24 protein-coding genes and 6 pseudogenes are annotated in these 24,709 nt (G+C 67.3%); 14 read left to right on the forward strand and 16 right to left on the reverse strand.

Translation table 11 applies throughout. From position 1 onward, the window contains the following. Positions 1 to 332, reverse strand: a 332-nt coding sequence (locus ACZ6CL_RS27685; RefSeq protein WP_468940113.1) for an inositol monophosphatase family protein, incomplete at its 3' end; no start/stop codon positions are given. A gap of 32 nt (positions 333 to 364) precedes the next feature. Here ACZ6CL_RS27685 and ACZ6CL_RS27690 point away from each other — a divergent pair. The 3 genes from ACZ6CL_RS27690 to ACZ6CL_RS27700 all read left to right on the forward strand — a co-directional run bounded on the left by ACZ6CL_RS27690 (position 365) and on the right by ACZ6CL_RS27700 (position 3,671). Beyond that, a complete protein-coding gene (locus ACZ6CL_RS27690; protein ID WP_468940116.1) occupies positions 365 to 1,570 on the forward strand; it encodes a transposase in 1,206 nt (401 codons plus the stop codon). A gap of 373 nt (positions 1,571 to 1,943) precedes the next feature. Beyond that, positions 1,944 to 2,750, forward strand: a complete 807-nt coding sequence (locus ACZ6CL_RS27695; protein WP_468940119.1) for an SDR family oxidoreductase — start codon at positions 1,944 to 1,946, stop codon at positions 2,748 to 2,750. A 27-nt stretch (positions 2,751 to 2,777) separates the two neighbouring features. Beyond that, complete coding sequence (locus ACZ6CL_RS27700; RefSeq protein WP_468940121.1) at positions 2,778 to 3,671, forward strand: helix-turn-helix transcriptional regulator; 894 nt, start codon at positions 2,778 to 2,780, stop codon at positions 3,669 to 3,671. 96 nt (positions 3,672 to 3,767) lie between these two features. Here ACZ6CL_RS27700 and ACZ6CL_RS27705 read toward each other — a convergent pair. The 3 genes and pseudogenes from ACZ6CL_RS27705 to ACZ6CL_RS27715 form a co-directional block, all read right to left on the reverse strand. Next, positions 3,768 to 4,331, reverse strand: a pseudogene (locus ACZ6CL_RS27705) (transposase); the annotation flags it as partial. Positions 4,332 to 4,674: 343 nt separating this feature from the next. Continuing rightward, a complete protein-coding gene (locus ACZ6CL_RS27710) occupies positions 4,675 to 5,289 on the reverse strand; it encodes a TetR/AcrR family transcriptional regulator (protein ID WP_468940124.1) in 615 nt (204 codons plus the stop codon). Beyond that, positions 5,289 to 6,137 (reverse strand): oxidoreductase, encoded by an 849-nt coding sequence (locus ACZ6CL_RS27715; protein ID WP_468940127.1) that lies wholly within the window; start codon positions 6,135 to 6,137, stop codon positions 5,289 to 5,291. The genes ACZ6CL_RS27710 and ACZ6CL_RS27715 overlap by 1 nt, the downstream gene beginning before the upstream one ends. Positions 6,138 to 6,749: 612 nt before the next feature. Here ACZ6CL_RS27715 and ACZ6CL_RS27720 point away from each other — a divergent pair. From ACZ6CL_RS27720 to ACZ6CL_RS27735, 4 genes and pseudogenes are all read left to right on the forward strand, one after another. Further along, entirely contained in the window at positions 6,750 to 6,986 is a 237-nt protein-coding gene (locus tag ACZ6CL_RS27720; protein WP_468940130.1) for a hypothetical protein, read from the forward strand. 605 nt (positions 6,987 to 7,591) lie between these two features. After that, positions 7,592 to 8,530, forward strand: coding sequence for an alpha/beta fold hydrolase (locus tag ACZ6CL_RS27725; RefSeq protein WP_468940132.1), 939 nt, complete (start codon positions 7,592 to 7,594; stop codon positions 8,528 to 8,530). A gap of 542 nt (positions 8,531 to 9,072) precedes the next feature. Next, positions 9,073 to 9,198: pseudogene (locus ACZ6CL_RS27730) on the forward strand (integrase); the annotation flags it as partial. 191 nt (positions 9,199 to 9,389) lie between these two features. After that, positions 9,390 to 9,464: pseudogene (locus tag ACZ6CL_RS27735) on the forward strand (integrase core domain-containing protein); the annotation flags it as partial. A gap of 478 nt (positions 9,465 to 9,942) precedes the next feature. Here ACZ6CL_RS27735 and ACZ6CL_RS27740 read toward each other — a convergent pair. Together ACZ6CL_RS27740 and ACZ6CL_RS27745 are read right to left on the reverse strand one after the other, a co-directional pair. After that, positions 9,943 to 10,857, reverse strand: coding sequence for a cupin domain-containing protein (locus ACZ6CL_RS27740; protein WP_468940134.1), 915 nt, complete (start codon positions 10,855 to 10,857; stop codon positions 9,943 to 9,945). Positions 10,858 to 10,904: 47 nt separating this feature from the next. Beyond that, positions 10,905 to 11,435, reverse strand: a complete 531-nt coding sequence (locus ACZ6CL_RS27745) for a hypothetical protein (RefSeq protein ID WP_468940136.1) — start codon at positions 11,433 to 11,435, stop codon at positions 10,905 to 10,907. A 353-nt stretch (positions 11,436 to 11,788) separates the two neighbouring features. Here ACZ6CL_RS27745 and ACZ6CL_RS27750 point away from each other — a divergent pair. From ACZ6CL_RS27750 to ACZ6CL_RS27760, 3 genes and pseudogenes are all read left to right on the forward strand, one after another. Then, positions 11,789 to 12,023: pseudogene (locus tag ACZ6CL_RS27750) on the forward strand (GNAT family N-acetyltransferase); the annotation flags it as partial. A gap of 69 nt (positions 12,024 to 12,092) precedes the next feature. Then, on the forward strand, positions 12,093 to 13,454 hold the full coding sequence (locus tag ACZ6CL_RS27755; protein ID WP_468940139.1) for a cytochrome P450: 1,362 nt from the start codon (positions 12,093 to 12,095) through the stop codon (positions 13,452 to 13,454). A gap of 364 nt (positions 13,455 to 13,818) precedes the next feature. Beyond that, entirely contained in the window at positions 13,819 to 14,031 is a 213-nt protein-coding gene (locus ACZ6CL_RS27760; RefSeq protein ID WP_468940142.1) for a hypothetical protein, read from the forward strand. Positions 14,032 to 14,586: 555 nt separating this feature from the next. On the opposite strand, the pseudogene ACZ6CL_RS27765 reads toward ACZ6CL_RS27760, so the two are convergent. Then, positions 14,587 to 14,910 (reverse strand): annotated as a pseudogene (locus ACZ6CL_RS27765) (integrase); the annotation flags it as partial. On the opposite strand from ACZ6CL_RS27765, the gene ACZ6CL_RS27770 reads away from it, so the two are divergent. Next, on the forward strand, positions 14,884 to 15,252 hold the full coding sequence (locus ACZ6CL_RS27770) for a nuclear transport factor 2 family protein (RefSeq protein ID WP_468940452.1): 369 nt from the start codon (positions 14,884 to 14,886) through the stop codon (positions 15,250 to 15,252). The pseudogene ACZ6CL_RS27765 and the gene ACZ6CL_RS27770 overlap by 27 nt on opposite strands. Positions 15,253 to 15,390: 138 nt before the next feature. Here the strand turns inward: ACZ6CL_RS27770 and ACZ6CL_RS27775 are convergent, their stop codons facing one another. Next, complete coding sequence (locus ACZ6CL_RS27775) at positions 15,391 to 16,293, reverse strand: SDR family oxidoreductase (RefSeq protein WP_468940145.1); 903 nt, start codon at positions 16,291 to 16,293, stop codon at positions 15,391 to 15,393. Positions 16,294 to 16,321: 28 nt separating this feature from the next. After that, a complete protein-coding gene (locus ACZ6CL_RS27780; RefSeq protein ID WP_468940147.1) occupies positions 16,322 to 16,726 on the reverse strand; it encodes a Dabb family protein in 405 nt (134 codons plus the stop codon). 122 nt (positions 16,727 to 16,848) lie between these two features. Between ACZ6CL_RS27780 and ACZ6CL_RS27785 the strand changes: the two genes are divergently transcribed. Then, complete coding sequence (locus ACZ6CL_RS27785; protein WP_358704504.1) at positions 16,849 to 17,466, forward strand: TetR/AcrR family transcriptional regulator; 618 nt, start codon at positions 16,849 to 16,851, stop codon at positions 17,464 to 17,466. Between the two features lie 300 nt (positions 17,467 to 17,766). On the opposite strand, the pseudogene ACZ6CL_RS27790 reads toward ACZ6CL_RS27785, so the two are convergent. Beyond that, positions 17,767 to 18,552 (reverse strand): annotated as a pseudogene (locus ACZ6CL_RS27790) (IS630 family transposase); the annotation flags it as partial. Here ACZ6CL_RS27790 and ACZ6CL_RS27795 point away from each other — a divergent pair. Further along, the gene (locus tag ACZ6CL_RS27795; protein WP_468940150.1) at positions 18,487 to 18,690 is read left to right on the forward strand and encodes a hypothetical protein; all 204 of its coding nucleotides are present in this window, start codon (positions 18,487 to 18,489) and stop codon (positions 18,688 to 18,690) included. The pseudogene ACZ6CL_RS27790 and the gene ACZ6CL_RS27795 sit on opposite strands and share 66 nt — an antisense overlap. Positions 18,691 to 18,849: 159 nt before the next feature. On the opposite strand, the gene ACZ6CL_RS27800 is transcribed toward ACZ6CL_RS27795, so the two are convergent. Then, positions 18,850 to 19,542 (reverse strand): TetR/AcrR family transcriptional regulator, encoded by a 693-nt coding sequence (locus ACZ6CL_RS27800; RefSeq protein ID WP_468940153.1) that lies wholly within the window; start codon positions 19,540 to 19,542, stop codon positions 18,850 to 18,852. Between the two features lie 102 nt (positions 19,543 to 19,644). On the opposite strand from ACZ6CL_RS27800, the gene ACZ6CL_RS27805 reads away from it, so the two are divergent. Continuing rightward, complete coding sequence (locus ACZ6CL_RS27805; protein ID WP_468940155.1) at positions 19,645 to 20,811, forward strand: FAD-dependent monooxygenase; 1,167 nt, start codon at positions 19,645 to 19,647, stop codon at positions 20,809 to 20,811. 44 nt (positions 20,812 to 20,855) lie between these two features. Here the strand turns inward: ACZ6CL_RS27805 and ACZ6CL_RS27810 are convergent, their stop codons facing one another. The 5 genes from ACZ6CL_RS27810 to ACZ6CL_RS27830 form a co-directional block, all read right to left on the reverse strand. Beyond that, positions 20,856 to 21,503, reverse strand: a complete 648-nt coding sequence (locus tag ACZ6CL_RS27810; protein WP_468940157.1) for a hypothetical protein — start codon at positions 21,501 to 21,503, stop codon at positions 20,856 to 20,858. After that, complete coding sequence (locus tag ACZ6CL_RS27815; protein ID WP_468940160.1) at positions 21,484 to 21,870, reverse strand: BlaI/MecI/CopY family transcriptional regulator; 387 nt, start codon at positions 21,868 to 21,870, stop codon at positions 21,484 to 21,486. The genes ACZ6CL_RS27810 and ACZ6CL_RS27815 overlap by 20 nt, the downstream gene beginning before the upstream one ends. A gap of 469 nt (positions 21,871 to 22,339) precedes the next feature. Beyond that, a complete protein-coding gene (locus ACZ6CL_RS27820; RefSeq protein ID WP_468940163.1) occupies positions 22,340 to 23,059 on the reverse strand; it encodes a hypothetical protein in 720 nt (239 codons plus the stop codon). 520 nt (positions 23,060 to 23,579) lie between these two features. Next, the gene (locus ACZ6CL_RS27825; RefSeq protein ID WP_468940165.1) at positions 23,580 to 24,101 is read right to left on the reverse strand and encodes a transposase family protein; all 522 of its coding nucleotides are present in this window, start codon (positions 24,099 to 24,101) and stop codon (positions 23,580 to 23,582) included. Positions 24,102 to 24,170: 69 nt separating this feature from the next. Further along, positions 24,171 to 24,617 carry a hypothetical protein gene (locus ACZ6CL_RS27830; RefSeq protein WP_468940167.1) on the reverse strand — a complete coding sequence of 149 codons (447 nt, stop codon included), beginning with the start codon at positions 24,615 to 24,617 and terminating at the stop codon, positions 24,171 to 24,173. Between the last annotated feature and the right edge of the window lie 92 nt (positions 24,618 to 24,709).

Consider the following 24,709-nt stretch of genomic DNA (forward strand, 5'->3'; position numbering starts at 1 on the left):
GCGATGTCGTTCGAGAACAGTGGCCACCGACGAGTGAACGATGTGGTGCCGTTGATGGGGTCGATGATCCATCGCCTCCCTGACACCCCAGCGGTCGAGCCCCTCTCCTCGCCGTAGATGCCGTCCTCCGGTAAATGGCGGCCCAGCTCATCCCTGACCAGGTCCTCGACCGCGAAGTCGATCTCGGTGACCTCGCTGCCGTCTTCCTTGAGGCGGCTTCCCCACTCCCCGAAGAAACCCTGCGCGGACACCTGTCCGGCACGCGTGGCCAAGCCGACGGCGAAGTCGAGGAGCTCTCGGTCAGCGGGCGGAGAATCGAATGTGTGATCCATCCGCTGAGCCTGTCACGCCTTCCGACACCGAAGTGCACCCTTCCTCCCATGCCGCGGCGGCGGTCTCATCCGCGTTCGATGATCCGAACCTGATCACGTACGGCGGGCTGGAGCCGGTGCGGCTGGCCGAGCGGTGCGGTCTGCCCGCGCTGGTCGAGGAGCGCGTCCGGCTTCCCGCCTCGAAGGACGGCACCGGCGCCTTCCCTGCGGCGAAACTGATGTCGCTGGTGGGCGGCATGGCCGCGGGCGCCGACAGCATCGACGACATGGACCGGCTGCGGCACGGTGCGATGGGCCGCCTGTTCTCCGGAGTGCGGGCCCCGTCCACGCTGGCGTCGTTCCTGCGCTCCTTCACCCACGGGAATGTGAAGCAACTGGACGCCGTGGCCCGCCGGTTCCTGCCCGAACTGGCCCGTCGCACCCCGCTGCTGCCCGGCGCGGACCAGGCCGCATACGTGGACATCGACGACACCATCCGCACCGCACGCGCCTGCGGCACCAGCGGCCTGCTGGTGCCGCGGGCGGACTCCGCGTTCTACGGCGCCGACGTCATCAACGCCTGCCGGGCCCTGGGTGCCCGCTTCTCCATCACCATGCGGATGAACGCCTCCGTCAAGGCCACCATCGCCCGCATCGACGAGGACGCCTGGACACCGATCAAATATCCCCAAGCGGTCTGGGACGAGGAGGGCCAGTGCTGGATCTCCGACGCCGAGATAGCCGAGATCCTCTACACCGCTTTCACTTCTCAGCCGAAGAAACAGCAGGTCACCACCCGACTGATCGTGCGCAGCGTCGAGCGCCTGAGCGCCGGTACCGTCCCCGCCGGGCAGAGCACGCTCTTCGACACCTGGCGCTACCACGCCGCGTTCACCGACTCCCCGCTCGCCTTGAGGGATGCCGAGCGTGATCACCGTCGGCACCCTGTCGTCGAGCAGGTGATCGCCGATGTCAAGAACAGCGGCTTCGCCCACGCGCCGTCCGGTCATTTCCAGGCCAATACCGCGTGGCTCGCCCTGGCGGCCCTGGCACACAGCCTGACCCGCGCCGCCGGCGCCCTGGCCTCCGCGTTCCATACCAGGGCGACCACCGCCACCATCCGTGACCGCCTGATCAACGTGCCCGCCCGCCTGGCCCGCTCCGCCCGCCGTCTCACCCTGCACCTGCCCGAACGCTGGTCCTGGAGCGAGGACTTCACCCAGCTGTTCAGCACGGTGCATGCACCGCCGGCCCTCTGACGCTCCCTGACCGACCTGCCCGAAAGGGCCCGAGACCTGTGGACAAAGTGGAAGAGCTGGGCGGACCAGCGACCACCCCATGCCCGAATCCGCAACTCAGCCCCAACACGGCCTGCACGACCCCGAAACGATCAGCCGGGAGTCAAGCCGGTGGATCCGGGCTGAGTCAGCGCACCAGGCAAGGGGGCTCTCACAGTACCTGTATCACCAGGGTCTCCCAGACGTCCAAAACGCCTGTCAACCTGGTTGAGTCGAAAGCGCCGACAACACTCCATGGACACGCACTGCAGCTTTACCCCCATCAGTTCAATTCAGCTGCCCGAATGCGCGACCGTGTCGGCGCATTCTTCCACGACAGAAGGGACGGAGACCAATGGCGGACAACCAACTAACCACTCACACAGAACTTTTCGATCTGAGTGGGAAGTGCGCACTTGTCACTGGCGGCACCAGGGGCATTGGCATGATGATAGCGCGCGGCCTTCTCCAGGCGGGCGCCCGCGTCGTCATCAGCTCACGCAAGGCAGACGCGTGCGCGGAGGCACAGCATCTACTGTCCGAATTCGGCGACGTTCAAGCAATCCCCGCCGACCTGTCCAGGCACGACGAGTGTCAGCGCCTCGCTGATCTCGTCAAGGTCGACTCGGAACGCCTGGACATCCTTGTCAACAACGCGGGAGCGATGTGGCGCGAGCCGCTAGCGACGTTCCCGGACGAGGCCTGGGACGCAGTGATCGACCTCAACCTCAAGTCGCCGTTCTGGCTGGTGCAGGCGCTGCTCCCCGCACTTCGCAGGGCGGGCACCGCCGATGATCCCGCGCGGATCATTAACATCGGCAGTATCGCCGCCATCCACGTCGCCCAGTCGCCCAACTACTCGTACGCCAGCAGCAAAGCGGCACTCCATCAACTCACCAGAGTGCTTGCCAGAGAGCTGGGCCCACAGCACGTCACGGTGAACGCGGTAGCACCGGGAGTGTTCCCGTCGCAGATGATGGCGTCCACGCTCGATGCCATCGGCGACACGATCGCGGCGGCGGCCCCTCTGCGCCGGCTCGGCCGCGACGACGACATGGCGGGTATCGCCGTGTTTCTCGCTAGCCGGGCTGGGTCCTACCTCACGGGCACCATCATCCCGGTAGACGGCGGCACCGCGACGACCGCATCGGGTACTCCTTAGACTGCGGGAAGGGCTTACGGTGAGGGGATGGCCACGATGGATCTACGCACCGAGATCCGGGAGTTTCTCAGCTCGCGTCGCGCCCGCATCGCACCCGAGCAGGCGGGCCTGCCCGCTTACGGCGGCAACCGTCGGGTCAAAGGTCTGCGCCGCGAGGAGGTAGCGCTACTGGCGGGGGTATCGGTCGACTACTACGTGCGCATGGAGCGCGGCAGCCTCGCCGGTGCCTCCGATGGCGTGCTCGACGCGTTGGCCTCTGCCTTGCAACTCGACGAGGCCGAGCGCGACCACCTGTTCCACCTCGCGCGCCAATCCAGGGCGCCCAGCGGCCCACGCCGGCGTAGGCCTGCCGTAACGGTGCGCTCGACGCTGCAGCAGGTGCTCGACGCGATCTCCGATGCGCCGGCCTGGATCGGTAACGGCCGTTATGACGTGCTCGCCATGAATCAACTCGCTCGCGCGCTGTATTCACCGGTGCTGGCCGACCCGCGACGGCCCGCGAACACAGCGCGGTTCGTCTATCTAAACCCCGAGGCGGCCAGAGATTTCTTTGTCGACTACGACCAAGTTGCCGGTGCTGCGGCCGCGAAGCTACGTATGGAAGCCGGCCGTAATCCGCACGACGAGGAGCTGATCGCCCTAGTCGGCGAACTGTCAACGTGTAGTGAGCTATTTCGGCAGCGGTGGGCATCTCAGGACGTGCGGCTGCACCGGTCCGGCCGCAAGCGTGTGTGCCATCCGATCGTGGGCCAGCTCGACTTGGACGTCGAGTCCCTGGAACTGCCCGCCGAACCCGGCCTGCACCTCAACGTCTACACCGCACCCGCGGGCACACCGACCGCTGACAATTTAGCGCTCCTGGCGTCGTGGGCGGCCACCCAACAGACGCTGGCGACCGAGCTCGAAGCACACAACGGATAGTCCAACCCCTTCAGCCGCACTAAGGGCTTGCAGATCACCAACGTCTTTCTTCCCGGCCCGGGGCTCGTTGGTGTGGTGTGCGCATCCAGGGCGAGGCCACTGCCCGGCGGTGATCAGCCGCTCAAGCAGTTCGCGCAGCTGCCGGGCGGTGACGGTGGCAGCGTCGTCCCCGGGCGTTAGACGCAGCGCGTCCAAGGGCGCGGTCCATGAGCTGCGTCCGGGTTCGAGCGCGCAGACGAGTGAGTACGGCCAGCCGGGGACAGGAATGTGCTGGTCCTTGCCTCGTCCGTAGGTGTGACACAGGATCCGTTCCGGTGAGGTGTGGGCGTCGGGCCGCAGCCAGCAGGTGATGTCGATGGCCAGGACGAGCTGGCCGTTGGCAGCCCGTGGCAGTGGCACCGTCGCGAGTGCCCACCGCAGCCGGTCAGCGTCGATGCGGCCGCGTGCCACCGCGGCGTAGAGCCCGCCGTGACCGCGGCGGTATTCGCCCACCAGTGACAGCTCGGCCAGCGACCTCACCGGCCCATCGCCGCACAGAACGGCATCGACCAGCTCGAACAACGCGTCCGAACGAGCGGTGAGACAGGAGTAGAACTCTCCCCGGAAGCATGACAGTTCCGCCAACGGCTCCCGCCGGGCATCCTGATGCAGCAGACTCATCCTCACGGCCTTCGTGCTGGACGTGCGTGTTCCTTGGTCGGAGCACATGTTCAGACGAAGGCCGCTTCGGTGTATGCCGGATACCGAACCGAGTGATCAAGTTCGACGCACCATTCGACGCCAGACGTTAAAGATCAAGCTAAGGGCTGTCCCGTAAGTGACCTTCCAGGTCTCGCAACCTGACCCGGAAGGTCCATACACGGGAGTTGTGGACACCAGCTCCCGTTGACCGGGCTGGGAGAGGACGCTGCGCCTCGCGGGATTCCCGCTGGCGGAGTGCCTGGACGGTGGGCCTCGGAGTCACGGGGTCCGGTTTCGCGCCTCATCGTCCACACCAGATGCGTCAGGTGATCAGGCCAGCACTGGTCAGCCAGATGTGTTCACAGGTCGAAGATGCCTTTTGCAACTCCTCGCGGGATTCCTGCGAGGCGTGGTAGAAGGTCCGCTCGATCATCCAGCACAGGGCGCGTGCCATCGCCGACGCTTGCTCTGGTCCGGTGCCGGCTTCAACGCCGGCTCGTTCCAGGACGGCGGTGATGGCCGTGATGAACAAGTCAGCCGTGTGGCTCCACAGCTTGCCGATCTCCGGCACGGTCAACGACAGGTCGATCGCCGTGCGCATGACCAGACCGTGCTCGTTCCATAGCTCAACCGTGCGCCGCATGGCTGCTGCGATGGCCTGGCGCGGCTCGTCGGTTTGCGCGGTGGCCCGGGACCGCTCCCACAGGTGCTCAACGGTCCGGGCCACGAGCGCCGTGACCGCTTCTTGTTTGGAGCCGAAGTAGAAGTACAGGGCGCCGCGCGTGATGCCGGCGCCCTGGGCGATGTCGCCGACGGTCATGGCGTCGTAGCCCTTTTGCGCCAGCAGAGCTTCGCAGGTGTCCAGAATGGCCCGCTCCCGGACATCGCCCTTGCGTTCGGTGGCGCGCCGGCTCCGCGCAGAGTGGTGGCTGGGCATCAGAGCTGAGCACCCTCGGCGAAGTCGGTCGTACGGGAGAGCGGCTCCCATGCGCGGATGTCCTCGTCCACGGCCGTGCGCGCGGCGGTGACCAGTCGCAGCGCGTCCGAGCCAAGGACGAGGTGGGCCGGCGGCTGTTCGACCGATGCGATGTGCACGACGGCGTCCCCGGCCTTGGCCGGATTGCCCAACTGATTCCCGCTGGCCTTCTGCCGCGCTTCCCGGATGGGGGTGAACAGCTCGTCGTAGTCGTCGATGGACTGCGCGGCGCGTGTCATGGACCGTCCGGCCCAGTCAGTGCGGAAGGAGCCGGGCTCGATCGCCGTCACGTGGATCCCGAACTGTGCGACCTCCTTGCCCAGTGCTTCCAGGATGCCTTCCAGGGCGAACTTGCTACCGCAGTAGGCGGACATGCCGGGCACGGCCATGAGCCCGCCCATGGAAGTGACGGCCATCAGGTGTCCGCGACGGCGCCGGCGCATGTGGGGCAGGGCTGCCTGCAGGGTGGCCACTGCCCCGAATACGTTGACCTCGAACTGTCGCCGCACCTCGGCCAGCGGGGTTTCCTCGAAAGTGCCCTCCAGGCCGTAGCCGGCGTTGGCGACGACGACATCCAAAGGACCGACGCTCTGCTCCACCTCCGCGACCGCATTCGAGACGGCGTCGCCGTCAGTCACATCCAGGATGCGGCCGTGAGCGTACCCGGGCTTCAGCCCTTCGAAGGCCCGCAGGTCCTCCTCGGAGCGGACCGTTCCAACGACGGTGTGCCCGGCGGCCAGGGCGGCCTGGGCGAAGGCACGGCCGAGGCCCGTGCTGACGCCGGTGATGAGCCACTTCTGCTGCTGCACTGTTCCTCCAGAAAGGTCTCGCGAGGAGCTGGACTGCTCCCTCACCCGGAAAGTCTACACCACGTCGAGTTTAATCAACGCGATGTTGATTCTGTGAACCATCGATACTCCACGGCCCGTCAAGTTGTGATCGACGCCGATACCCGCCGGGTCGTAGTCGTCGATCCGGCGGCGATGAAGACGCTGAGCTGAGCCGAACCGCTCGTGGGGCCCCGGCCGGGTGGGTGTCAGGCGCCCCTGGCCGGGCCCCCGACCTGCTGGGTCGGGGGCCGCCGTTGCTGGTGCTCAGTGTCCTGTCGTGCTCACCGTGGCAACGCCGTCGGTGATGACCTGGTGGTGGTCGTAGGCCAGTCGCTGCGGCTGCTCGAGCATCTCGGTCTCGACCAAGCCGGAGGTATGCGGCGGCTGGAGCCGGGCCGGTCAGCGGATCGGGGTCAGCGGGCAGCCCCGGACAGTTGATCGACGGTCCTCGAGGGGACGGGTTCCTGCTCGCGGGCGGTGCGGGTGCCGAAAAGTCCATCCGCGCAAGTGAGAGCACGGATCACGTTGTCTTGCCGCTGGCGGGTGGGCGGTGTTCCAGCACGTCGGCGTTGACCGACACAATGATCAGTTGTGTTACTGCGCCTGGCCTATCTGACGGTAACGAACGCCTTCGCCGCACTACGGCTGCTGCCGCTGAGCGACCGGGACAAAGACGTGGAGATCCTGGCGCTGCGGCACGACTCGCCGTGCTGGAGCGACAGCTCGAAGGAGCCCGCCCCCGGTTCGCGCCCGAGGACCGCACTTTCCTCGCTGCCTTGCTCCATCGCCTTCCCAAGCAGCGCCTCCGTCGGCTTCGACCGCTGGTGACGCCGGACACCGTGCTTCGCTGGCACCGCGACCTGCTGCGCCGCAGGCACGCCGTGCGGTCACGACCGAATCGCGCGGGTCGGCCGCGAACGGTCCGGTCCATCCGGCTACTCGTGATCCGGCTGGCGAAGGAGAACCCGACCTGGGGATATCGCCGGATACACGGCGAGCTCACAGTGCTCGGGATCAAGGTCGCAGCCTCGACGGTCTGGGAGATCCGGCGCGCCGCAGGAACCGACCCGGCGCCGCAGGTTACAACACCCATCGCCCGCACCGCGCCCTCGGCCAGGGCTCACCTCTGGGATCACGGCCCACGCCGATCAACGATCCGGACCGGATCGTCCAACTGGACGTACGCCGACGCGACCGACTCCGCGGAACCATCCACGAGTACGACATGCCGCCTGCCCAGCGTGGACATACTTTCCGGCAACCACAGCGCTGCTCAACAAGGGCTGCCGTCATGCCAGTGCTACCGGAACGTAGGCGCCAGGATAGTGTGGTGATCATTCAACTGTCAGTGCATATACGGTCCTGACCTGGCTCTCTCGGGACGATGCTGTGGTACGGGCTGGGTTGCGCCGGATCCGATGTGAGGGAGATTCGTGCCCAACCCGACCACTCCGGCCAGTGATGCGACCTACGGCGTCTCACCAATCGTTGCCACGCATTCCTGGCAGGGCTTCCATTGCGAGTCACGGCTCGTGCGCACGGATTCGCCGCGCGTGGCGCCCGTGGTGCTCGTTGGAGGCGCGTTCCAGACGAAAGAGAGCTGGGGCCGGATCGAGACGGAATTCCTCGCCCACGCCGACGTCTTCACCGTCGACCTACCCGGCTGGGGGCAGGCGGATGTCCTGCCCGAAGAGCACGGCGTGGAGTCCCTGGTCGATGCCCTGCATCACATGCTCGACGAGGCCGGCATAAGCACGGTTAACGTCGTCGGCGGCTCCTACGGCACCGCCGTCGCCTACACCTTCGCCCAGCGCCACCCCGACCGCGTCCGCCGCCTGGCCTTGGTCGGCACCATGACCTCCATACCCGAGAACGCAGAGACCGCCATCCGCCGGGCCATGGAACTGCTGCCCGCAGGGCGCATGGAGGACTTCGCCGACACAGTCCTGGACCTGCTGTTCAATCCCCGCAGCATCACATCCGTTACCGCAGGCACCCGACTGCGCAATGCGATGCGCCGCCGACTGCTTACCCTTCAGCTCCAGGAGGGCGCACAAGCTCTTGCGAACACCGCCCGCCTGCTCGTGCACAAGAAGCTCGACACGAGCATCGCCCCAGCCATGCCCGTCCTGGCGGTCACCGGGGAACACGACCACTTCACCACCCCTGACATGTGCCGTGAAGTCGCCGCCACCTGCGCCGACAGCTGGTTCACCACCATCGCCGACGCCGACCACATGGTGACCTTCGAGCGCAGCACAGAGCTTGTTGACCTGATCACCCGCTTCTTCTCCGGGCAGCAGCTGGCAGGCCTCTCTTACTGCCCTGACGCCGCACGCATCTCCCCGGCGCCAACCCCGTCACCCTGCTAAAGCAACTGCATTGGGTCTAACTTCCGTCGCGCTTACGTCGCAGCGTGGCGCGGCGGTCAGCGCCGCAACGCCCGATCAGGTCGACACGCGTCGCACATGGCTATGCCCCCCGCGCACGAACCGCTCGACGGCGTCTTCGGTGGTGATGCGCTCGTGGCTGTCGCGGGCCGGGTGCCCCTGAAGGGCGTCTCTATTGACGCACGGTGGTTGACCTGGGGCTTTGCGATCGCCCATGTATGGGCATGATCAGTGATGGTGGGTCTGCGACTGCTTTACCTGATCTTCTGCCGACTTCTGAGCTGCTTGGTCTTGTTGGGCCGGTCGACCGCCGCGAACAACGCCGAGGGCCTTGCACTCCGTCATGAGGTCGCTGTCTTCGTCGGCAGGTCCAGCGGCAGCGGCTCTCATGGGCTGATCGTGCCGTGCTCTCCGCTCTCGCGCGGCACCTGCCCTCCGCCTTGCGCCGTCATCGGCTGGTCACCCCGGGGACACTGCTTGCCTGGCACCGTCGTCTGGTGCGTTGGACGTGGCGGCAGGCACCAGTGAGGCCCGGTCGGCCACCGTTACCGGAAGAGGCAGTCGCGCTCATCCAGCGCCTGGCGCGAGAAAACCCGACCTGGGGGTACGTCAGGATCCAAGGCGAGCTGCGGCGGCTCGGTCATCAGGTTGCGGCCGCCACGATCCGGCGCGTCCTGCGCCGCTCCGGTCTACCGCCCGCACCGCGACGCGCATCCCAGCAGACCTGGCGCGCGTTCCTCCGCGCGCAGGCCCGTTCGACGCCGTCTTCGCCGACAACGGCACAGCCGTCATCCCGACACCGCCGCAAAGTCCCCGGTCAAACGCGTTCGCCGAACGATGGATACCTACAGCCCGCGCCGAATGCACCGACCGGCTCCTGATCACCGGGGAACGACACCTGCGTACGGTCCTCAACCGGTACACCGAGCACTACAACGCAGGACGGGCCCACCGCTGCCTGAGCCTACGGGCGCCGAACGATGCTCCGAACGTCATCCCCCTGCCCGCCGCCACGGTCAGGCGCCAGCAGGTACTCGGCGGACTGCTCAACGGGTACCACACCATGTCAGCCCGAGTGCCTCATCCCCGTGAGGGAAGCCCAGCTCAGCAGCCTGATCGGAATATTGACACCCTTCAGGTGTCGGTCCTGACGATGGCGGCGGCCTGCGCGACACGGGGCAGGGCCCGCGGCGCGGCCTCGACCACCCGACGTTCATGTCCATGCCGTGGCAGTCGCTGCCGGCGTCGAGGGATGGCCCATGGGCCTGCGGACAACGCGGGCCCGTGGGCTCGCGCAACCTGCCCCCGCACCTCCGCTTTGAACGAGCGGAAAGGGCGCGGGCAGGCTGACGGACCCTCGCGCGAGATCGAGGTTACGCAGTACGTCTGTCTGATCAGGTCAGCTGCGTGCTGGCCAGCACTCGGCGCAGCACGCTCCAGGACAGGTCGGACTGGGTCTGGAACTTCTTGTGGTCCTTGCTGTCTTCGTGGATGTAGTCGAAGGCGTCCCGATTGTGGCTTTCGCCGTCGTGGTGCTGCACGGAGGAGTCGTCCGGGTTGAGGTAGACGTGGAAGCTGGCGCCGAACTCGGCGGTGGAATTCATGTATCCCGGGCCCGTGGTGCCGTCGCCGCCGTTCATCGGGCAGTACACCCGGTGGACGGCGTAGGTCTCCTTCGTGAGCCAGGCGCACTGCCCCGGGGTGAGAGTGAGCAGGCCGAGCTTGGTGGCATCCCAGTCCAGGCTGTCGTAGACCATGACATCGAGCTGGCCGGCGAGGCAGAAGACGATGCCCGACGTGTGCCCGTGGGAGTGGATGGGCGAGTAGTGCTGCGCGGGCCAGATCTCCAGCACCACCGGGGAACCGATTTCGCCCTCGGGGTCTTCGAGGAAGTCCAGGTGGCCATGCTTGGTGGCCAGGTGGTCGTAGTGTCCTCGGCCGGTGCAGGCGACGCGGATGTAAGGCGGGTGGGAGCTGTCGTCGCCGTTCTTGTCCACCAGGATCCGGCGCAGTAGCCCCATGCTGCCGTCCGGCTCGACAGGGGCCAGATGCTTGCGCATCGCCTCCACCTCCCAGGCCGAGAGCCGCAGGTTCTCGGCCTTGCGAGCCAGGTCCATCACCGCCGGCGGGATCATCAGCTGCCGGGCGTACTCGTCAAAAGACGTCGCCTGCCCGATCACCAGTGATGGCACGGCCCGCGCACCCTGGAGGCGCAGCTGCCGCTCTTCCTCCTTGGTGATGTGGAAGGGATACCCGCCCTCGCGCGGGTCCACGGTGTCGACGGAGGCCCTGATTTCGGTCGTGCTCATAAAAACTCCTTTTCCTGCGGGCTGCACGGTCAGGGTGCTCCTCGAAGTCAGTTGGGAATGGAATCCCTGTGCCCGCTCCCGTTGAAATACCACAGCTGTTCAGTGGTCGAAAAGTTCCTGACCAGAGCGGCCTCAGTCCACTCCAGTCCGAAGTCATCCCTGAGTCCCAGCCCGGCCGAACGGTTCAGATACGGGGCGATATTCACCAGATGGGTACCTCCCCCGGACCAGTCGGAGCGAAAGCACCACTTCTGGCGATCTGAGTTATCGGGCTTTTTGAGCAGGGGCTGGCTGGCGAGAGAGATCTTTGGCTCATCGCTGTCAACAGCCAGACGGAACGTTTCTCCATCTTGAGATATTTCAACGTGACAAATCGTCCACCCGTCTATCTCTCCGATTTTGCGCGTTGTCCACCGCTGCGGGTAGTGGTCATAAGTCGCGTAGCGGACGCTGCATATGCGTGCTCCGTCGAAACACTTCCCTCCCTGCACGGTGAGGAGGCTCCCATTGAGGCGGTTCACCATCAGTTGCTTCTCACCCTCATACGACATAGCTACTCCCTCGCTCTCGTTGTCCACCTGCTCCGGGTACGTCTGCGCGGAGTGCGGGGAGATAAAACTTCTGCCGATGCAATTCACTCATGCGGGTGAATATGTCGAGCCGCGCTTGCATGATGTTCATTCCTGACCTGCCTGGACATCGACGCCCGTGCCGCACCAAAGCGATGTGGCCAAGGCCGAGAAGCGGTCGGTCGGCGCTCGCGGCCCCGGGAAGCCCTGAGGGAACTGCTTCTCGTGACGGGGCCTGGCGGACGGATAGCCGTCACTGTCTGGGCGGTTCCCGCGGCCGCCGGGCAGGCCCTACTCCGAGTCGGTGGGTTGATCGGTGGGCGAGCTTGATCGGTGCCGAGCTTGCTGATGAGCTGGTCGGCATGGCTGAGCTCGGCCCCGTCGCCTGGCCACCTGCGCCGATCAGGACCGAGAGGCTCGTGCTCCGTGAGCCCGGGGCCCGTGACCGTGCGGCGGCCATCGGGCTGCTGGCCTCGCCAGAGGTGGGCACTACCTCGGTGGCCTGCGACCGCGTGACGAGCTCGAGCGCGCGTTGCCCGGGGCTGGCCGCCCAGCCGGCGCCCCGGCCTTTTCATAGTCGATCTTGACGGAGCGATGGAACGGTGATCGGCTGAGGTCATCTGGAAGTACTCCCCAGTCCATGACTTGACGAGGGAACCGGCACCGATGACCCGCATCTTCACTGCCGCAGCCGCCCCGGGTGCGCTTCCGCTCGTCGGTCATGGCTGGGCTCTGCTGCGGCGCCCGCTCGACTTCACCGCCTCTCTCGCCAGTCATGGTGATCTGGTGACGATCCGGCTGGGTCCGCTGCGCGCGTACGTCGCATGCCGTCCGCAGCTGTTGTGGCAGGTCCTGACGGATGACCGTACGTTCGACAAGGGCGGCTGGATGTATGACAAGGCGCGCGCGCTGGCGGGCAACGGCCTGCCATTGTGCCCCCACCGGGATCACCTTCAGCAGCGCCGGCTGATGCAGCCGGGTTTCCACCGCAGCAGGCTGGAGCAGTACAGCGAGGTCATGGTGAACGAGATCGACGCCATGACAGCCTCGTGGCGGGACGGCCAGGTCATCGACGCCTTCCCCGCACTCTTTGACATGGCACTGCGTACGGTTAGCCGCACGCTGTTCCGTACCAGCGCTGACCCTGGCTCGGTGGAGGAGTTCCGGCGCAGTATGGCAGCCGCGATGGGTAGTTTCCTGCCACGGTTGATGTTGCCACGGTGGTTCGAAAAGCTTCCGCTGCCCATGGTCCGCCGGCTCCAGCAAGTGATGCAGGATCTCCTGCACGCCCGCGACCGGCTCATGGCCGAGAGCGCCCGTGATCGGGGCGAGGACGGCGGCATCCTCTCCGCCATGATCACCGCCCGGCAGGAGGAAGAAGGCAACGACTGGCCGTCCGACGCGGACATCGATGAGCAGGTCCTCCCCCTGCTCATCGCCGGCTCAGACACCGTCGCGGCATCGCTCGCCTGGGCCCTGCACCTCCTGACCCAGCACCCCGACGCCGAGCGCCGGGTCCACGAGGAGGTGGACCGGATACTCGGCGGCAGGCCGGCGCAGTGGAGCGATGCGGCCCGGCTTCCCTATACCTCCCGCGTACTGACCGAGGCGCTCCGCCTCTATCCACCCGCTTGGCTACTTACACGGGTGACCACCGCTCCCACCCGGCTGGGCGGACACGAACTGCGCCCCGGAAGCACGGTCATCTTCGGCAGTGCCGCGGTGCACCGGAACCCCCGCTTCTACGCAGATCCTGATGTGTTCGACCCCGACCGCTGGCTGCCGCACCACGTCGGCCGTCTTCCCCGCGGGGCGTACCTGCCCTTCGGCGCAGGATCACGCAAATGCATCGGAGATCGCTACGGCATGGTCGAGGCCACCCTCGCCCTCGCGACCATTACCCACCGGTGGCAGCTGCGCAGCGCCCCGGGATCGGATTCGCGTCCGGCTCCACACAGCGCCATCCTGCATCCGCGCCGCCTCCTCCTGCGGGTACGACCGCGGGCTGTCGGTGTGAGGTCGCAGTAGATGCTTGACCGTTTGTGCTCTGGACATAGTTGACACGTTCGACTGAATGCCCGTCGTCTCCCGGCCAACAGTGCGCCAGAGGTGTTTCCGGTAGGTGGTGTTGATGAGTTGCAGGGCAGTGAGATTCACCGGGAGGGTGGCGGTGCCACTCGCGTCGGTCGTCGCCGTCCCCACGGGCACACCGCCCACGAGGAACTGCACAGGGATGCCTGCGGTCGCCGGCGTCACTGTGGCTTTCAGGGTGGTCGGGAAGAGGGTCGGGTTGGACAGGTTGATCCGCCAGCAGGCGGGGAGTGCCTGGAGCGCCCCCGTAGGTGTCGTCCCGGGCAGTACGACGATGGGGAGGGGGAGGGAGGCTGTTCCGGTGCAGTTGCAGGCGGTGCCGGCGGGGGTGGCGGTGACGGTGGCGGTGGCCGTGGTGGCTCCGGCGGTGGGGAAGGTGACCGTGGCCGAGGCCAGGCCGGAGGCGTTGGTGGTGGCGGTCCCGAGGGTGCCACTGGGGGTGGTGAAGGTGACGGTGGCGCCGCTGACGGGCACGCCGTTGCAGAGCACCAGGGCCTGGAGTGTGGTGGGCTGACCTGCGGTGACCGCGCCGGCCGGGGGCAGGAGCAGCACCGTACACAGGCTTGTGGTGACCGGGACGAAGGTGCACGCGGGGCAGGTCCCGGCAGCCGGTACGAAGGTGGCCGTCACCGACTGACCCGAGGTCAGCAGCACCCCGAGGTCGACCGGGGTCACGACGCCGTTGGTCACGGGCGTCGATACCGTTCCGCCGCCGGACAGGGTGTACTGGATCGTGCCGTTGAGCGAGGCCGTGCCACCGCCGCAGGTGAGGGTTGTGCTGGCCTGCGTGGTCGTGCCCACGGTGGTCAGGGTGGTCGAGATCGTCCCGGGGGGTGCGGGGGTTACCGTGACCGGAACGACCTCGACGCCGGTGATGGTGGCGCCACTGGTGTACACCACGGTGATGGCCTGGGCGCCGGACCCCACGGCCGTGAAGGTGACCGGATATGTGGTCCCACCAGCGGCTGACCGTGGCGGCGGGCAGGGGGATGATATTCGGAGCGTCATCTGGGGCACGCAGGTCCAGGCTGCGGTGGGCCCGTCCCGCGTTGTAGTGCTCGGCGTACTGGTTGAGGACCGTACGCAGGTGTCGTTCACCGGTAATCAGGAGTCGCTCGGTGCATTCGGCGCTGGCTGCGCGTATCCATCGTTCCGCGTAGGCGTTGGACCATTGGCTTTGTGGCGGAGTCGGGATGACGGCTGTGCCGTTGTCGGCGAAGACGGCGTCGAATGCGGCAGTGAACTTGCTGTCCCGGTCCCGGATAAGGAACCGGAAGCGCCCGGCTCTGTCCTCCAAGTCCATGAGCAGGTTGCGGACGAGTTGGGTGACCCATGCGCCGGTCGGTTGGGCGGTGACGCCCAGGACATGGACGCGCCGGGTGGCAATCTCCATGACGAAGAAGACGTAGAGACGCTTGAGATCGACTGGCACGTCCCCGGCAGTGACACGCTGCCCTGGACCGGGCGCCGTACCCGCCGGGAGGAGGTCGCGCCGTACTTCACCACGATGTGGTCGCACTTCGCGCACGGCAGGAGCAAGGCCGTGCTGGAGCGCGTCATCGTCGACGGTGGTGACGTGGTGCTGCTGGCGGTCTTCACGCACACCCTCGCGGCCCATGGCAAGGAGTTCACCACACCGGCGGCCATGCATCTGGCGGTCGAGGACGACCGGATCGTTCGCATGCACCTGTACGAGGACACGCTGACCGTCGCCGAGGCGTTCGACGTCGGCTGAGCGCAGGGGACTCAGGCGCCCCGCGGCCCGGGGCGGCTCGGCCGGGCATGTACGTAGACGGTCAGCCTAGTGCCGTGACCACGAATGTTCACGGTGTCGGCGGCCATGCCGTCGGCCTGCCGGTGTGGCGGTGGGAGTTCAGCCGACCTCGTTGCGGACGGCGGTGTCGAGGTCGGTGGCGGTCAGGCCGAAGGTCTCGCTGGTCTCCGTCGCGTCCATGTGGAACGGCGCGTACCACTGATAGTCCATCTCGGCCATCTCGCGGGCGATCGGCACGATCAGCCCGGCCGTACGCGTCACGGAGCGCGGTATCTGGATTAGTTTGACCGGTGGCCGGCCTGCCGCGACGGCGTAGCGCCGCGCCAGCTCGCGAATGGTGACGGCCGGCGCGGACGGCACGTGCCAGGGTCGGCCCCACGCGCGTTCTTCCGAGGCCAGCGTGATGAGGGCCTGTGCCATGTCGCCGTTGAAGGTGAAGGTGTGCGGCATGTCCAGGTGGCCGGTGATCCAGGCCGCTTTTCCCTTCTGCAGGGCCGACTTGATGAGCAGGGAGTAGATGCCGTTGGCGTCCTTGCCGATGTAGTCGGAGCCGCGGACCTCGACGGTGCGGATCCCCCCGGCGAGGGCCTGTTCCCACATGCGCCTGCGCAGGCGGCCCTTGTGCCCGGTGGCGGCCATGGGGGTGTGTTCGTTCATCCGGCCACCGGGCTGCGGACCGTAGGCGTAAAGGCTGCCGGTCAGCGCGAGGACGGCGTCGTTCGCCTTGGCGGCGGTGATGGCCGCCGTCTGCAGGGGCGGCAACAGGCGCTCCCACACCGTGTATGAGGGTGGATTGGCGCAGTGGTAGATAACTTCCGCGCCGCGGGACAGCTCGGTCAGGCGGGACGGGTCGGACGCGTCCGCGGCGACCCGGTCGACCAGCGGGTGCTCGGGGCCGGAGCCGCTGCGGGTGACGATCCGGACACTCTCGCCGCGCTCGGCGAGCAGACGAGCGACGTTGGTACCGATGGAACCGGCACCGATGATGACGTGCTTGGCCATGACGGTTTCTCCTTCTCCGGGGTCTCGGTCAGTCGTTCACGCCGGAGCCGGTATAGGTGGGCACGTCGGCGAGCATGCCGGCGATCTGCGGGTTGAGCTCGTTGCGGCGCCGGTGCAGTTCCTGGATCTTGGCGTTCAGGTCGGGGTCGCCGTCGTCACTGACGTCGAAGATCTCCAGCCGTTCGACCAGGTGCAGTCCGAGGTGGTCGGTCTGGTAGGTGGTCGGGTGCGTCAGGTAGGCGAAGAGCCCGTCGAGATGTTCGACGACGAACACCGCGCCGTACGTGTAGTCGCCGCCGTGGTCGCGGCCGACGACGAAGGACTTGATGGCGGGGTTCGACCGGCCCTGATTGCGCCAGCTCTCCAGCACCCCCTCGATCTGCTCAGGCGTCGCAGTGGCCTTCATCGTGACTCTGTTGATGTGGTAAATCATGACTTACTACTCGTTCCTAACGTCGTTATAATTCCTAACGGCGTTAACTATGACGCGCGTCGCCGACGCGGTCAAGGCGGTGACTAGTGTTCGAGGACACCATCGAAGCGAAGTGACGGACCATGCCGACCAGCACGAGACGGGCCCGCGAACGGGCGAACACCCGGGAGCGGATCATCGAGGCCGCGCTGCACGTCCTCGAGACCGAGGGCATCGCGGCCCTGACGATCCGGCGCATCGCCACCGACGTCGAATATTCCGCGCCCGTCGTCTACCAGCACTTCGCCAACAAGGACGCGCTCGTACTGGAGCTGGTCGCGCACGGTCACCGCCTGATGCTGAGCGAGTTCCGCCAAGCCGCGCAGGAGCCCGATACGGACCGGCGCATGACGCGCATCGCGTCGCAGTACGTCCGGTTCGCCGGCGAGCACCCCCACCTCTTCCAGGTCATGAACGACCCGATGGTCGACGCGGACGAACGCCGGCGCGTCGCGGAACCGGTCATCGACGTCCTCAAGGAGCTGCTCACCTCCTGGTCGGCTGCACACGACGTGGTCCTGGCCGATTTCGACCAGGCTTGTGAGATCCTCTGGGGCACGCTGTACGGCATCGCGTCGCTCAGTTACCTCGGCAGCGTCGGCAACGATCGCGCCCGCTACCTCGCCGAACAGGCGCTTCGCACGATCCTCCTCGGCTGGCGAACCGAGACGCCGGCGAACGGTCGACCGGCGAGCAGCTAGGCGCTCTGACCGCTGTGGTTCGCCGGGTTTAGAGGGAGGACCGGACTGTTCGTCGAGATCGTCTTCGTGGGGCTGCCGATCGATCGTGACGACGTCGAGGAGGCTCTGGAGACGGCGTTCGAGTTCGGCGGCGAGGTCACCGGCGCGGGCAGCGGCATGGGTCGTTGCCATCGTGACCTTGAAATCGCGGAGAGCCGGACACGACCGCGGCCCTGGAGCGGCTCCGGGCGGTGCTGTCCGAACTGGAGTCGCGGACTGCGCGACGTTGAACGTCAGCGAATGATCAAGCCGCCGCCTCGCTCGTCCGCCCCATCGGATGCCCTTCTCACTGCGGCTGCGGGCGCGCTCTCGACGCTGGGCGGCAAGGACGTCGGGGTGGCGGGCGTTGGCGTCGCGCCAGCGGAGATAGGCGTGGAGGGCCCGGGTCTGTGTGGTGTGGTTGCGGTGGTTGGAGTTGGCGATGGTGAACTGTCGCAACGGCCCGAAGCGGGCCTCGATCGGGTTGGCCCAGGACGCGTAGGTCGGCGTGAAGCACAGCTCGACCCTGTTCTTCTTCGCCCAGCGGCGGATGGTGTCGCCCTTGTGGGCGGACAGGTTGTCCAGGATGACGTAGATCGGGGCGCCGTCCGGGCGAGCGGCCCGGATCGACCTGAGCGCGGCCAGGGTGTTCGCGGCGCCCTTCTTGCGACGGTTGACGCCCCACAGGGTGTCGTCGCCGATCGAGTAGCAGCCGTGGAAGTACCTCACTCCGTGAGTGCGGTGGTACGTCGCGGGATGGCGCTCGGGGTGACCAGCAGCAGCCCAGCACGCGCCAGCGGCGGGCCGGATACCAATCGGGCCGAACTCGTCGAACGCGAACACCCGGTCAGGGAAGCGTTCCAGCACGTGCTCGATGCAGTCGAGCTTGGCGTCGCGCTCGGGGTCCGGTGACTCCTTCCAGGTCTTGGTGCGCTGGAAGGTGATGCCGCGGCGGGCGAGCAGGCACCGTAATGCCTCGCGGCCGATCCGGATCACGCGGCCGTGCACTTTCCGCAGGTAGGTGGCGAGTTTGCGGATGGACCAGCGGGTGAAGGGCTGGCCGAGCTGTGGATCAACCAGCTAGGCGAGGACGGCCCGCTCTACCTGCCCGCCCAAGACGTCGCCGCCGCTCTGCCCGGAAGGTGGCAGGCCGTCGAAGCCGACGCGGGCTGGGGCAGCTGGGCCGTTCTGCGCCGCGCCCGCTGACACACGTGCTCTATCACTTGCTGGCCTCCGCGGGGCGGAGGGCGGAGGCCAGCAGGTATCGCCAAGCGGCATCCCGTTCTGTGCGTCTGCCCCTGCGACAGAGCGCATCTCGTCTGAGACAGAACCGCACGTCGGAGGTGGAAAGCCACGGCCGTCGTCTCACGGGGTGGTGGTGGCTTTGGCAGGAAGGATGGCGAGAATGCCGCCCGTGATGTACTCGACCAGTCGCTCCCGATCGACGACTCCGAGCACACGTGCCGCTATGCCATCGGCTTCCTTTGGGGCCCAGTCCAGTGTCGCGAACGCGCCGGACTGGTAGACGCTGAGCAGCCCGACCATGCTGGTGTAGGCGAACAGAACACCATCCTCGTCGAGTCCAGGAAGGGCGCGACCGAAGGCGGCCAGATAGCGCCCTTCGACCGGTTCGACCTGTTCGGCGAAGATCTGACGGACCTGCGGGTCCGGCTCGCCCATCACGCGGCCGATGAAGCGCGCGACGTCGGGCCCGCGATGGCGGTGGCCCTCCGTCAAACCGACGCCCGGTTCGACAAAGGCGCGCACGAGGGCGGCCACCGGCACTGGCTGAGGCGCTGATTCGAGTTCGTCCAGCCGCTGACGGCGCTCGTGGTTGACGGCTCGCATCGTCTGGTCGATGACCGCGCGCAAGAGTCCCTGCTTGGACCCGAAGTGGTAGTTGACCGCGGCGATATTGCTCCCGGCCGCGTCGGTCAATGCCCGCAGCGAAGTCGCCTCGATCCCGCGTTCGCCGAAGAGTCGAACTGCTGCATCGATCAGCCGCTCCCGCGTGGATGCCGGCTGTCCCGCCGTGGGCACGTGGTCGGATCCAGCCACCGCACCTCCTCGTATGACCCGAAGAGCCCATGCTATAACACTCGATTAAAGTGAGTGTTTAAAACATTCATTTGAATCGATGAGGGGGCAGCAGGTATGAGGGTGAGCGAGGCGATCGTCGTCGGCGCGGGGATCGGTGGGCTGGCGGCGGCCCAGGCCCTTCAGCGCATCGGATGGCGAGTGTCGCTCTACGAGCAGGCACCGGTTATCAGGTCGGTCGGCGCCGGTCTGGGCATCGCGCCCAACGCCGTCAAAGCCCTGAATCATCTCGGTCTGGGAACGGCCCTGCGTGATCGTGGTCTGCGCCAGGACGGGTTGGAGATCCGACTTCGATCGGGCAGGCGCGTGGCGCGCATCCCAGGCGCCGGGATCGAGCGACGTTACGGTGCCCCGTTCTACGCTCTGCACCGTGCGGAGACGCACCGTCTGCTGATGACGGGACTCGATCCTTCCGCGCTGCACACCGGCCACCGTGCCACGGGGATCACGACCGCTGCCGACACCGCCACGGTCGCCTTCCATACCCCGCAAGGCCCGGTCTCGAAGACGGCCGACCTGGTCGTGGCCGCCGACGGTGTCGGCAGCGGGCTGCGCACGGCACTGCTTCCCAGCTACCCAGGGCCCGCCTACGCCGGCTATACGGTCTGGCGCGGCATCGTCCCCGCCGAACGAGCCACAGCCCTGGGCGTACCACCGATCTTGACCGAGACCTGGGGACACGGCGCCCGCTTCGGCGTCGCCGCGATCAACGACGGCCAGATCTACTGGTTCGCCTGCGAGAGCGCCCCTGAGCACGACGCCCCTGCACACGACTTGGGCCAGTTGTCCGATCGGTTCCGGGATTGGCACGACCCCATCCCCCAACTGCTCGCCGCCACCTCGGAAGACACCCTGCTGCGTCACGACGTCTACTACCTGCACACCAAACTGCCCACGTTCGTCCACGGCCGCATCGCCCTGCTCGGCGACGCCGCTCACGCAGTCACACCCGACATCGGCCAAGGAGCCTGCCTCGCCATCGAGGACGCCGTGACCCTCGCCGCCGCCATTGAACGATCCGGAGTCCTCGGCGGCTTGAGCGCCTATGACGCGGGCCGCCGCCCCCGCACTCAGCGGATGGCCCGGACATCCGGCAAGCTCGGACACATCCTGCAGACCCGCAACCGCGCAGCAGCCGGTCTGCGCGACACCATTGCCTCCGTCATTCCCACTCCCCTCCTGATGAGGGCGACGGGGACCGCCTTTGCCTGGAAGCCGCCCCTCGGTTGACGGACACCGGATCGATGACCCGGTCAACCATCCGAGCTGAGCGGCTAGTCGGAGTGCTGCCCGCCCTCCTTCTCGTCGTCGTGCTCGGGGCAGACGAAGGTGCGGTTGACGAGGTGATTGGGTGCGGTGAGGGATTCGCGCAGGATCCGGCCGTCGTCGGCGAGGGTGAGGTCGAGCTGGGTGTGTTCGGCGGGGAAGGCGAGGGCGATCCTGCGCTGTCCGTTCTCGTCGGGCAGGCGCGTGGTGACCGGCGCGTTGCCGCTGCCGTACGGCTCGGAGTCGAGGAACCGGCGGCCGGTCAAGGACAGCTCCCGGGGAATGCCGAGGCCGAATGCGGTGTTGCTGGTGACCAGCTCGTACAGAGTGAAGCGGGGTGCCTTCTTCATGGCGGTGACCGCTTCGCGCAGCAGCCCGGTGGCCGGGCGCGGTGGCCACGAGAGCGTCAGCCCGGCGCGGCCGCCGGCCCACTGACCGGCCGAGGCGTTGACCCTCACCGTCGGTACGGTCAACGCCACTCCCGCCATCACCGCCGAGGCGAGCGCCGATACGCCAAGGGTCAGCCAGACGGTGATCCCCAACCGGGGTGCCCCCTCCGTCCAGCCGCCCATGCGCACCATCCGGCCGCCCGCGGTGGCCAGGGCGACGGCGTAGCCGAGCAGCGCCGGGCGATGATCAACGCTCGCGCTCCTCACTCTGGGCACCGCTGTCCCGCGCGGCGGCGAGCAGTCGGCGCAGTTCGGCGGCCTCGTCCGGTTCCATCGTCTCGACCAGGTTCACCACCGCCGCGGCTCGGTCGTCGGCTACAGCCAGCACCTCGCCCATCAGCCCGGCGACGTACGCCTCACGGCTCGCGGTAGCCCCGTAGCGGAAGGCGCGCCCGTCTTTCTCCTTGGACAGCCAGCCCTTGCGGTACAGCACCTCGGTCACCGTGTGCACGGTGTTGTACGCGGGCTCGGGGTCGCGGTCCAGCCGCTCCAGAACCTCGCGTACGCGCAGCGGCTTGCCCGCAGCCCACACCGCGTCCATGATCGCGGCCTCCAGTTCCCCGAACTGCGGCATAAGCCCTCCTCCTGACCTCGGCGCGGCACAGCAATCCTAAGCCGCCTAGGAATCAGCAAGTGACACAGCACGGGAGACCCGCAAGGTGCCGCCCCAAGCCTGTCCGCGTCGGCGTTCTCCCCGGAACCGCATTGGCCGCGGCCGCCACCGTCGGAATCTCCGGGCTCGTGCTGGCCCAGGCCGCGCCCCACCTGTCACCGAGCACGACAGCGGCGGCCTCGTCTGCGGAGACCAGGGGCTCCGTGGACATGAGGATGTCGGGGATGCACGGTGGGATGTCACTGAGCCTCCGCCAACTTGAAATCGCAGGTCAAAGGGCTGGTGTGACGGTCGTGCGGGGTGCTCATGCTGGTCAGGGGCGGCAGCCTGTGCAGTAGACCATCCGTCAGCCCGCACCCCGGTCTGACGGATGATCGGGGGCTGTAGAGCGGGTGCTGCCAGGGACTGGAGGGCTGGAGGTCTTGGTACATCAGCTGCGTTGGTATCTGGCTGCCATCGTGTGGAATACCTTCTTCGGTTCCCAGCGCCTCTCGTCGAGCATCCGGACGACGCCGTAGGAGCCAAGGTCTTGCTCCCCGGGCCTGCTGTAACCGGCGAAGGTGAACCAGAGCGCGGTGTCCACACCTTCCTCCTCGAAGATGTCCAGCAATTCGGTGAGGTAGCGCGCCTGCTCGTCTTCGTCCGGGACCGCACCGTGCGGCACCTGCCAGGCCATGCCGCCACGTTCTCCCGCGCCCTGGTACGCACAGGTTCCGTACTCGGTCACCGCGACGGGCTTGCCGTGGGCGAGGTGTCCACGCAGCTCGTCCCGGAAGCTGTCGGCGTTGTAGGCGGCCCGGTAGGCATCGATGCCGACGAGGTCGAACGCACCCCAGTCGACGAACTCCCAGGGAGCCGAGGCGTAGGTGACCTGCCCGCCGAAGTGCGTACGGACGGTCGCGGCGATCTGGGAGAGGAAGCCGTTGAGGCGTTCTTGCACCGGTCCGAGGGAGGACCACCACTCCATGTCGGCGGCAGCCATGGCCCGCAGGCGGTCGCCGTAGGTGTCGCCCGGGAGGAAACCGCCGCAGAACGCGCTGATCTCGCAGCCAGCGACGAACACCACATCGGCGCCAGCCTCCCGTACGGCTTCGGCCCGAGCGGCGCAGTCGGCGAAGAACGGGAGCAACTGGTCGTGGGGAAGGTCCACGGGAAAGGGGGCGAACCAGACCTCAAGGCCCGCGTCTGCAGCATGCCGGGCAGCGATGCTTAACCGTTCAGGCTCTCGCCCGGAGATACGAACGGCGTCACAGTGGAGATCCCCGGAGATCACCGCCATGTCGTGCCGGACCGTCTCAGTGGTGAAGCTCTTGCGGGAGAGTTCTTCCTCTGGGAGGAATCCTGTGTCGTAGTTGATGCCTCGTGCGCGCACGTCCATGTCCCTTCACTTGACCGTTGCCGTGTTCCAGCAAGTCAAAACCGGGCTCGGGGTTCTTGGCCAGAGGGCGGAACGGCTACCGAAGGTGGTGTCGCATCCGGAAGAACCCGCGAGCGGGCCGGGCAGACGATCACCCTGGCGGTCAAGGCTCTCCCCGCGCACAAACGCCGGGAACTCCATGCGGTGTTGTCTCAGCGGTTGACTTCGAGGTTCGTCAAGACGACCAGAGCGCGCAGGAGCTGAGTGGCGCGTGCGGGATCGGTGCGGAGCTTGGTGAGGACGCGCCAGTTCTTCAGGTGGGCGAAGCCATGCTCGACCGGTGCGCGCCCGATGGCGAGGACGCGGGTGGCGTCCTTCTCGCCGGGGTGAGTTTGCGGGCGCGGGTGGCGGTGAAGCCGGTGACGATCACGGGGTCGCGGACGTCGTTGTCCAGGCCGCGAAAGCCCAGGTCCGCCAGTGCCCCGAGGCCGGCGGCGCGCAGGTGGGCCAGGACGTGGTCGTGGCGGGCGGCGGTGTTGTCGTGGGTGCGGCCGGGCCGGGCGGCGGATATCCAGATCAGCCGACCGCGCTCGTCGGTCAGGGCGAGGAAGTGCAGGCCGTGGCTTCGGTGTTTGCCGGAGTAGTTGCGTCGGTCGGCTCTTCCGGCCAGGACGATCACCGCGACCTTTCCGGGCGGCAGGATTCGCCACCGGGACCCTATCGCCTTCAGGTGGCGTCGCACGGCGAGGTGGTTGACGGTGCGCGTGGACAGCGGCAGGCGGCACTGGTAGACAAACGGGCAGGTGCCCTCGGCCGACTCTTCGGCTCTCTTCACACAGTGCCCAACGGCCGCCGGGGGCACGCCGGTTACGCCCGCGCAGCACCACCCCGCAGGCGTCCCAGGTCACAGCCGTATGGTGAACCGGCCGTCGGGCAGTTTCCGCAGCCAGCCGCGGTCGACCATCCTGACGAGCTTCCCGCGCAGCGGTTCCAGCTTGGCCCGCACGCTGACGTCCACCCCGACCATTTCGCCGACCTGTCGGGCCATGACCGGTCCAGCGGCCTGCCGCACGGCGGCGAGGATCCGCTGGTAGTCCGGCGGGAGCGCACTCTCCTCCACGCCCGCCGTGCGGCTCGGGATCAGCATCACCGGCCGGCCGCCCACCTGCCCCGGCACCGGCGCTGCACGCTCGTCGGCGAGCTGCTCGCTCATCCGCTCCAGAACGCGCCCTGCGGCAGCGAGTTCGTCGCGCTCGGTCCGTACCTCGGCTAACTGCTTGGTCAGCTGTTCTTCGAGTTCGTCCAGCTCCGCGCGCCGCGCGGTGATCCGTTCCAGTAACTCGGGATCCATATAGCGGATCGTAGAAGGCCACCCGGCAACCTTGAGCGGGAACCGGTGAGTTCCACCACTGACAGACGATCTACTGCTCAGACTGCCGCCCA

The organism is Streptomyces sp. NPDC041200 (assembly GCF_055591805.1).

What these genes read in the sequence shown, in the direction of transcription:
- ACZ6CL_RS27695 (WP_468940119.1), top strand. Translation starts at nt 1,944, where the DNA reads ATGGCGGACAACCAACTAACCACTCACACAGAACTTTTCGATCTGAGT.
- ACZ6CL_RS27700 (WP_468940121.1), top strand. Translation starts at nt 2,778, where the DNA reads ATGGCCACGATGGATCTACGCACCGAGATCCGGGAGTTTCTCAGCTCG.
- ACZ6CL_RS27710 (WP_468940124.1), bottom strand. Translation starts at nt 5,289, where the DNA reads ATGCCCAGCCACCACTCTGCGCGGAGCCGGCGCGCCACCGAACGCAAG.
- ACZ6CL_RS27740 (WP_468940134.1), bottom strand. Translation starts at nt 10,857, where the DNA reads ATGAGCACGACCGAAATCAGGGCCTCCGTCGACACCGTGGACCCGCGC.
- ACZ6CL_RS27755 (WP_468940139.1), top strand. Translation starts at nt 12,093, where the DNA reads ATGACCCGCATCTTCACTGCCGCAGCCGCCCCGGGTGCGCTTCCGCTC.
- ACZ6CL_RS27770 (WP_468940452.1), top strand. Translation starts at nt 14,884, where the DNA reads ATGGACGCGCCGGGTGGCAATCTCCATGACGAAGAAGACGTAGAGACG.
- ACZ6CL_RS27775 (WP_468940145.1), bottom strand. Translation starts at nt 16,293, where the DNA reads ATGGCCAAGCACGTCATCATCGGTGCCGGTTCCATCGGTACCAACGTC.
- ACZ6CL_RS27780 (WP_468940147.1), bottom strand. Translation starts at nt 16,726, where the DNA reads ATGATTTACCACATCAACAGAGTCACGATGAAGGCCACTGCGACGCCT.
- ACZ6CL_RS27785 (WP_358704504.1), top strand. Translation starts at nt 16,849, where the DNA reads ATGCCGACCAGCACGAGACGGGCCCGCGAACGGGCGAACACCCGGGAG.
- ACZ6CL_RS27815 (WP_468940160.1), bottom strand. Translation starts at nt 21,870, where the DNA reads ATGCCGCAGTTCGGGGAACTGGAGGCCGCGATCATGGACGCGGTGTGG.
- ACZ6CL_RS27830 (WP_468940167.1), bottom strand. Translation starts at nt 24,617, where the DNA reads ATGGATCCCGAGTTACTGGAACGGATCACCGCGCGGCGCGCGGAGCTG.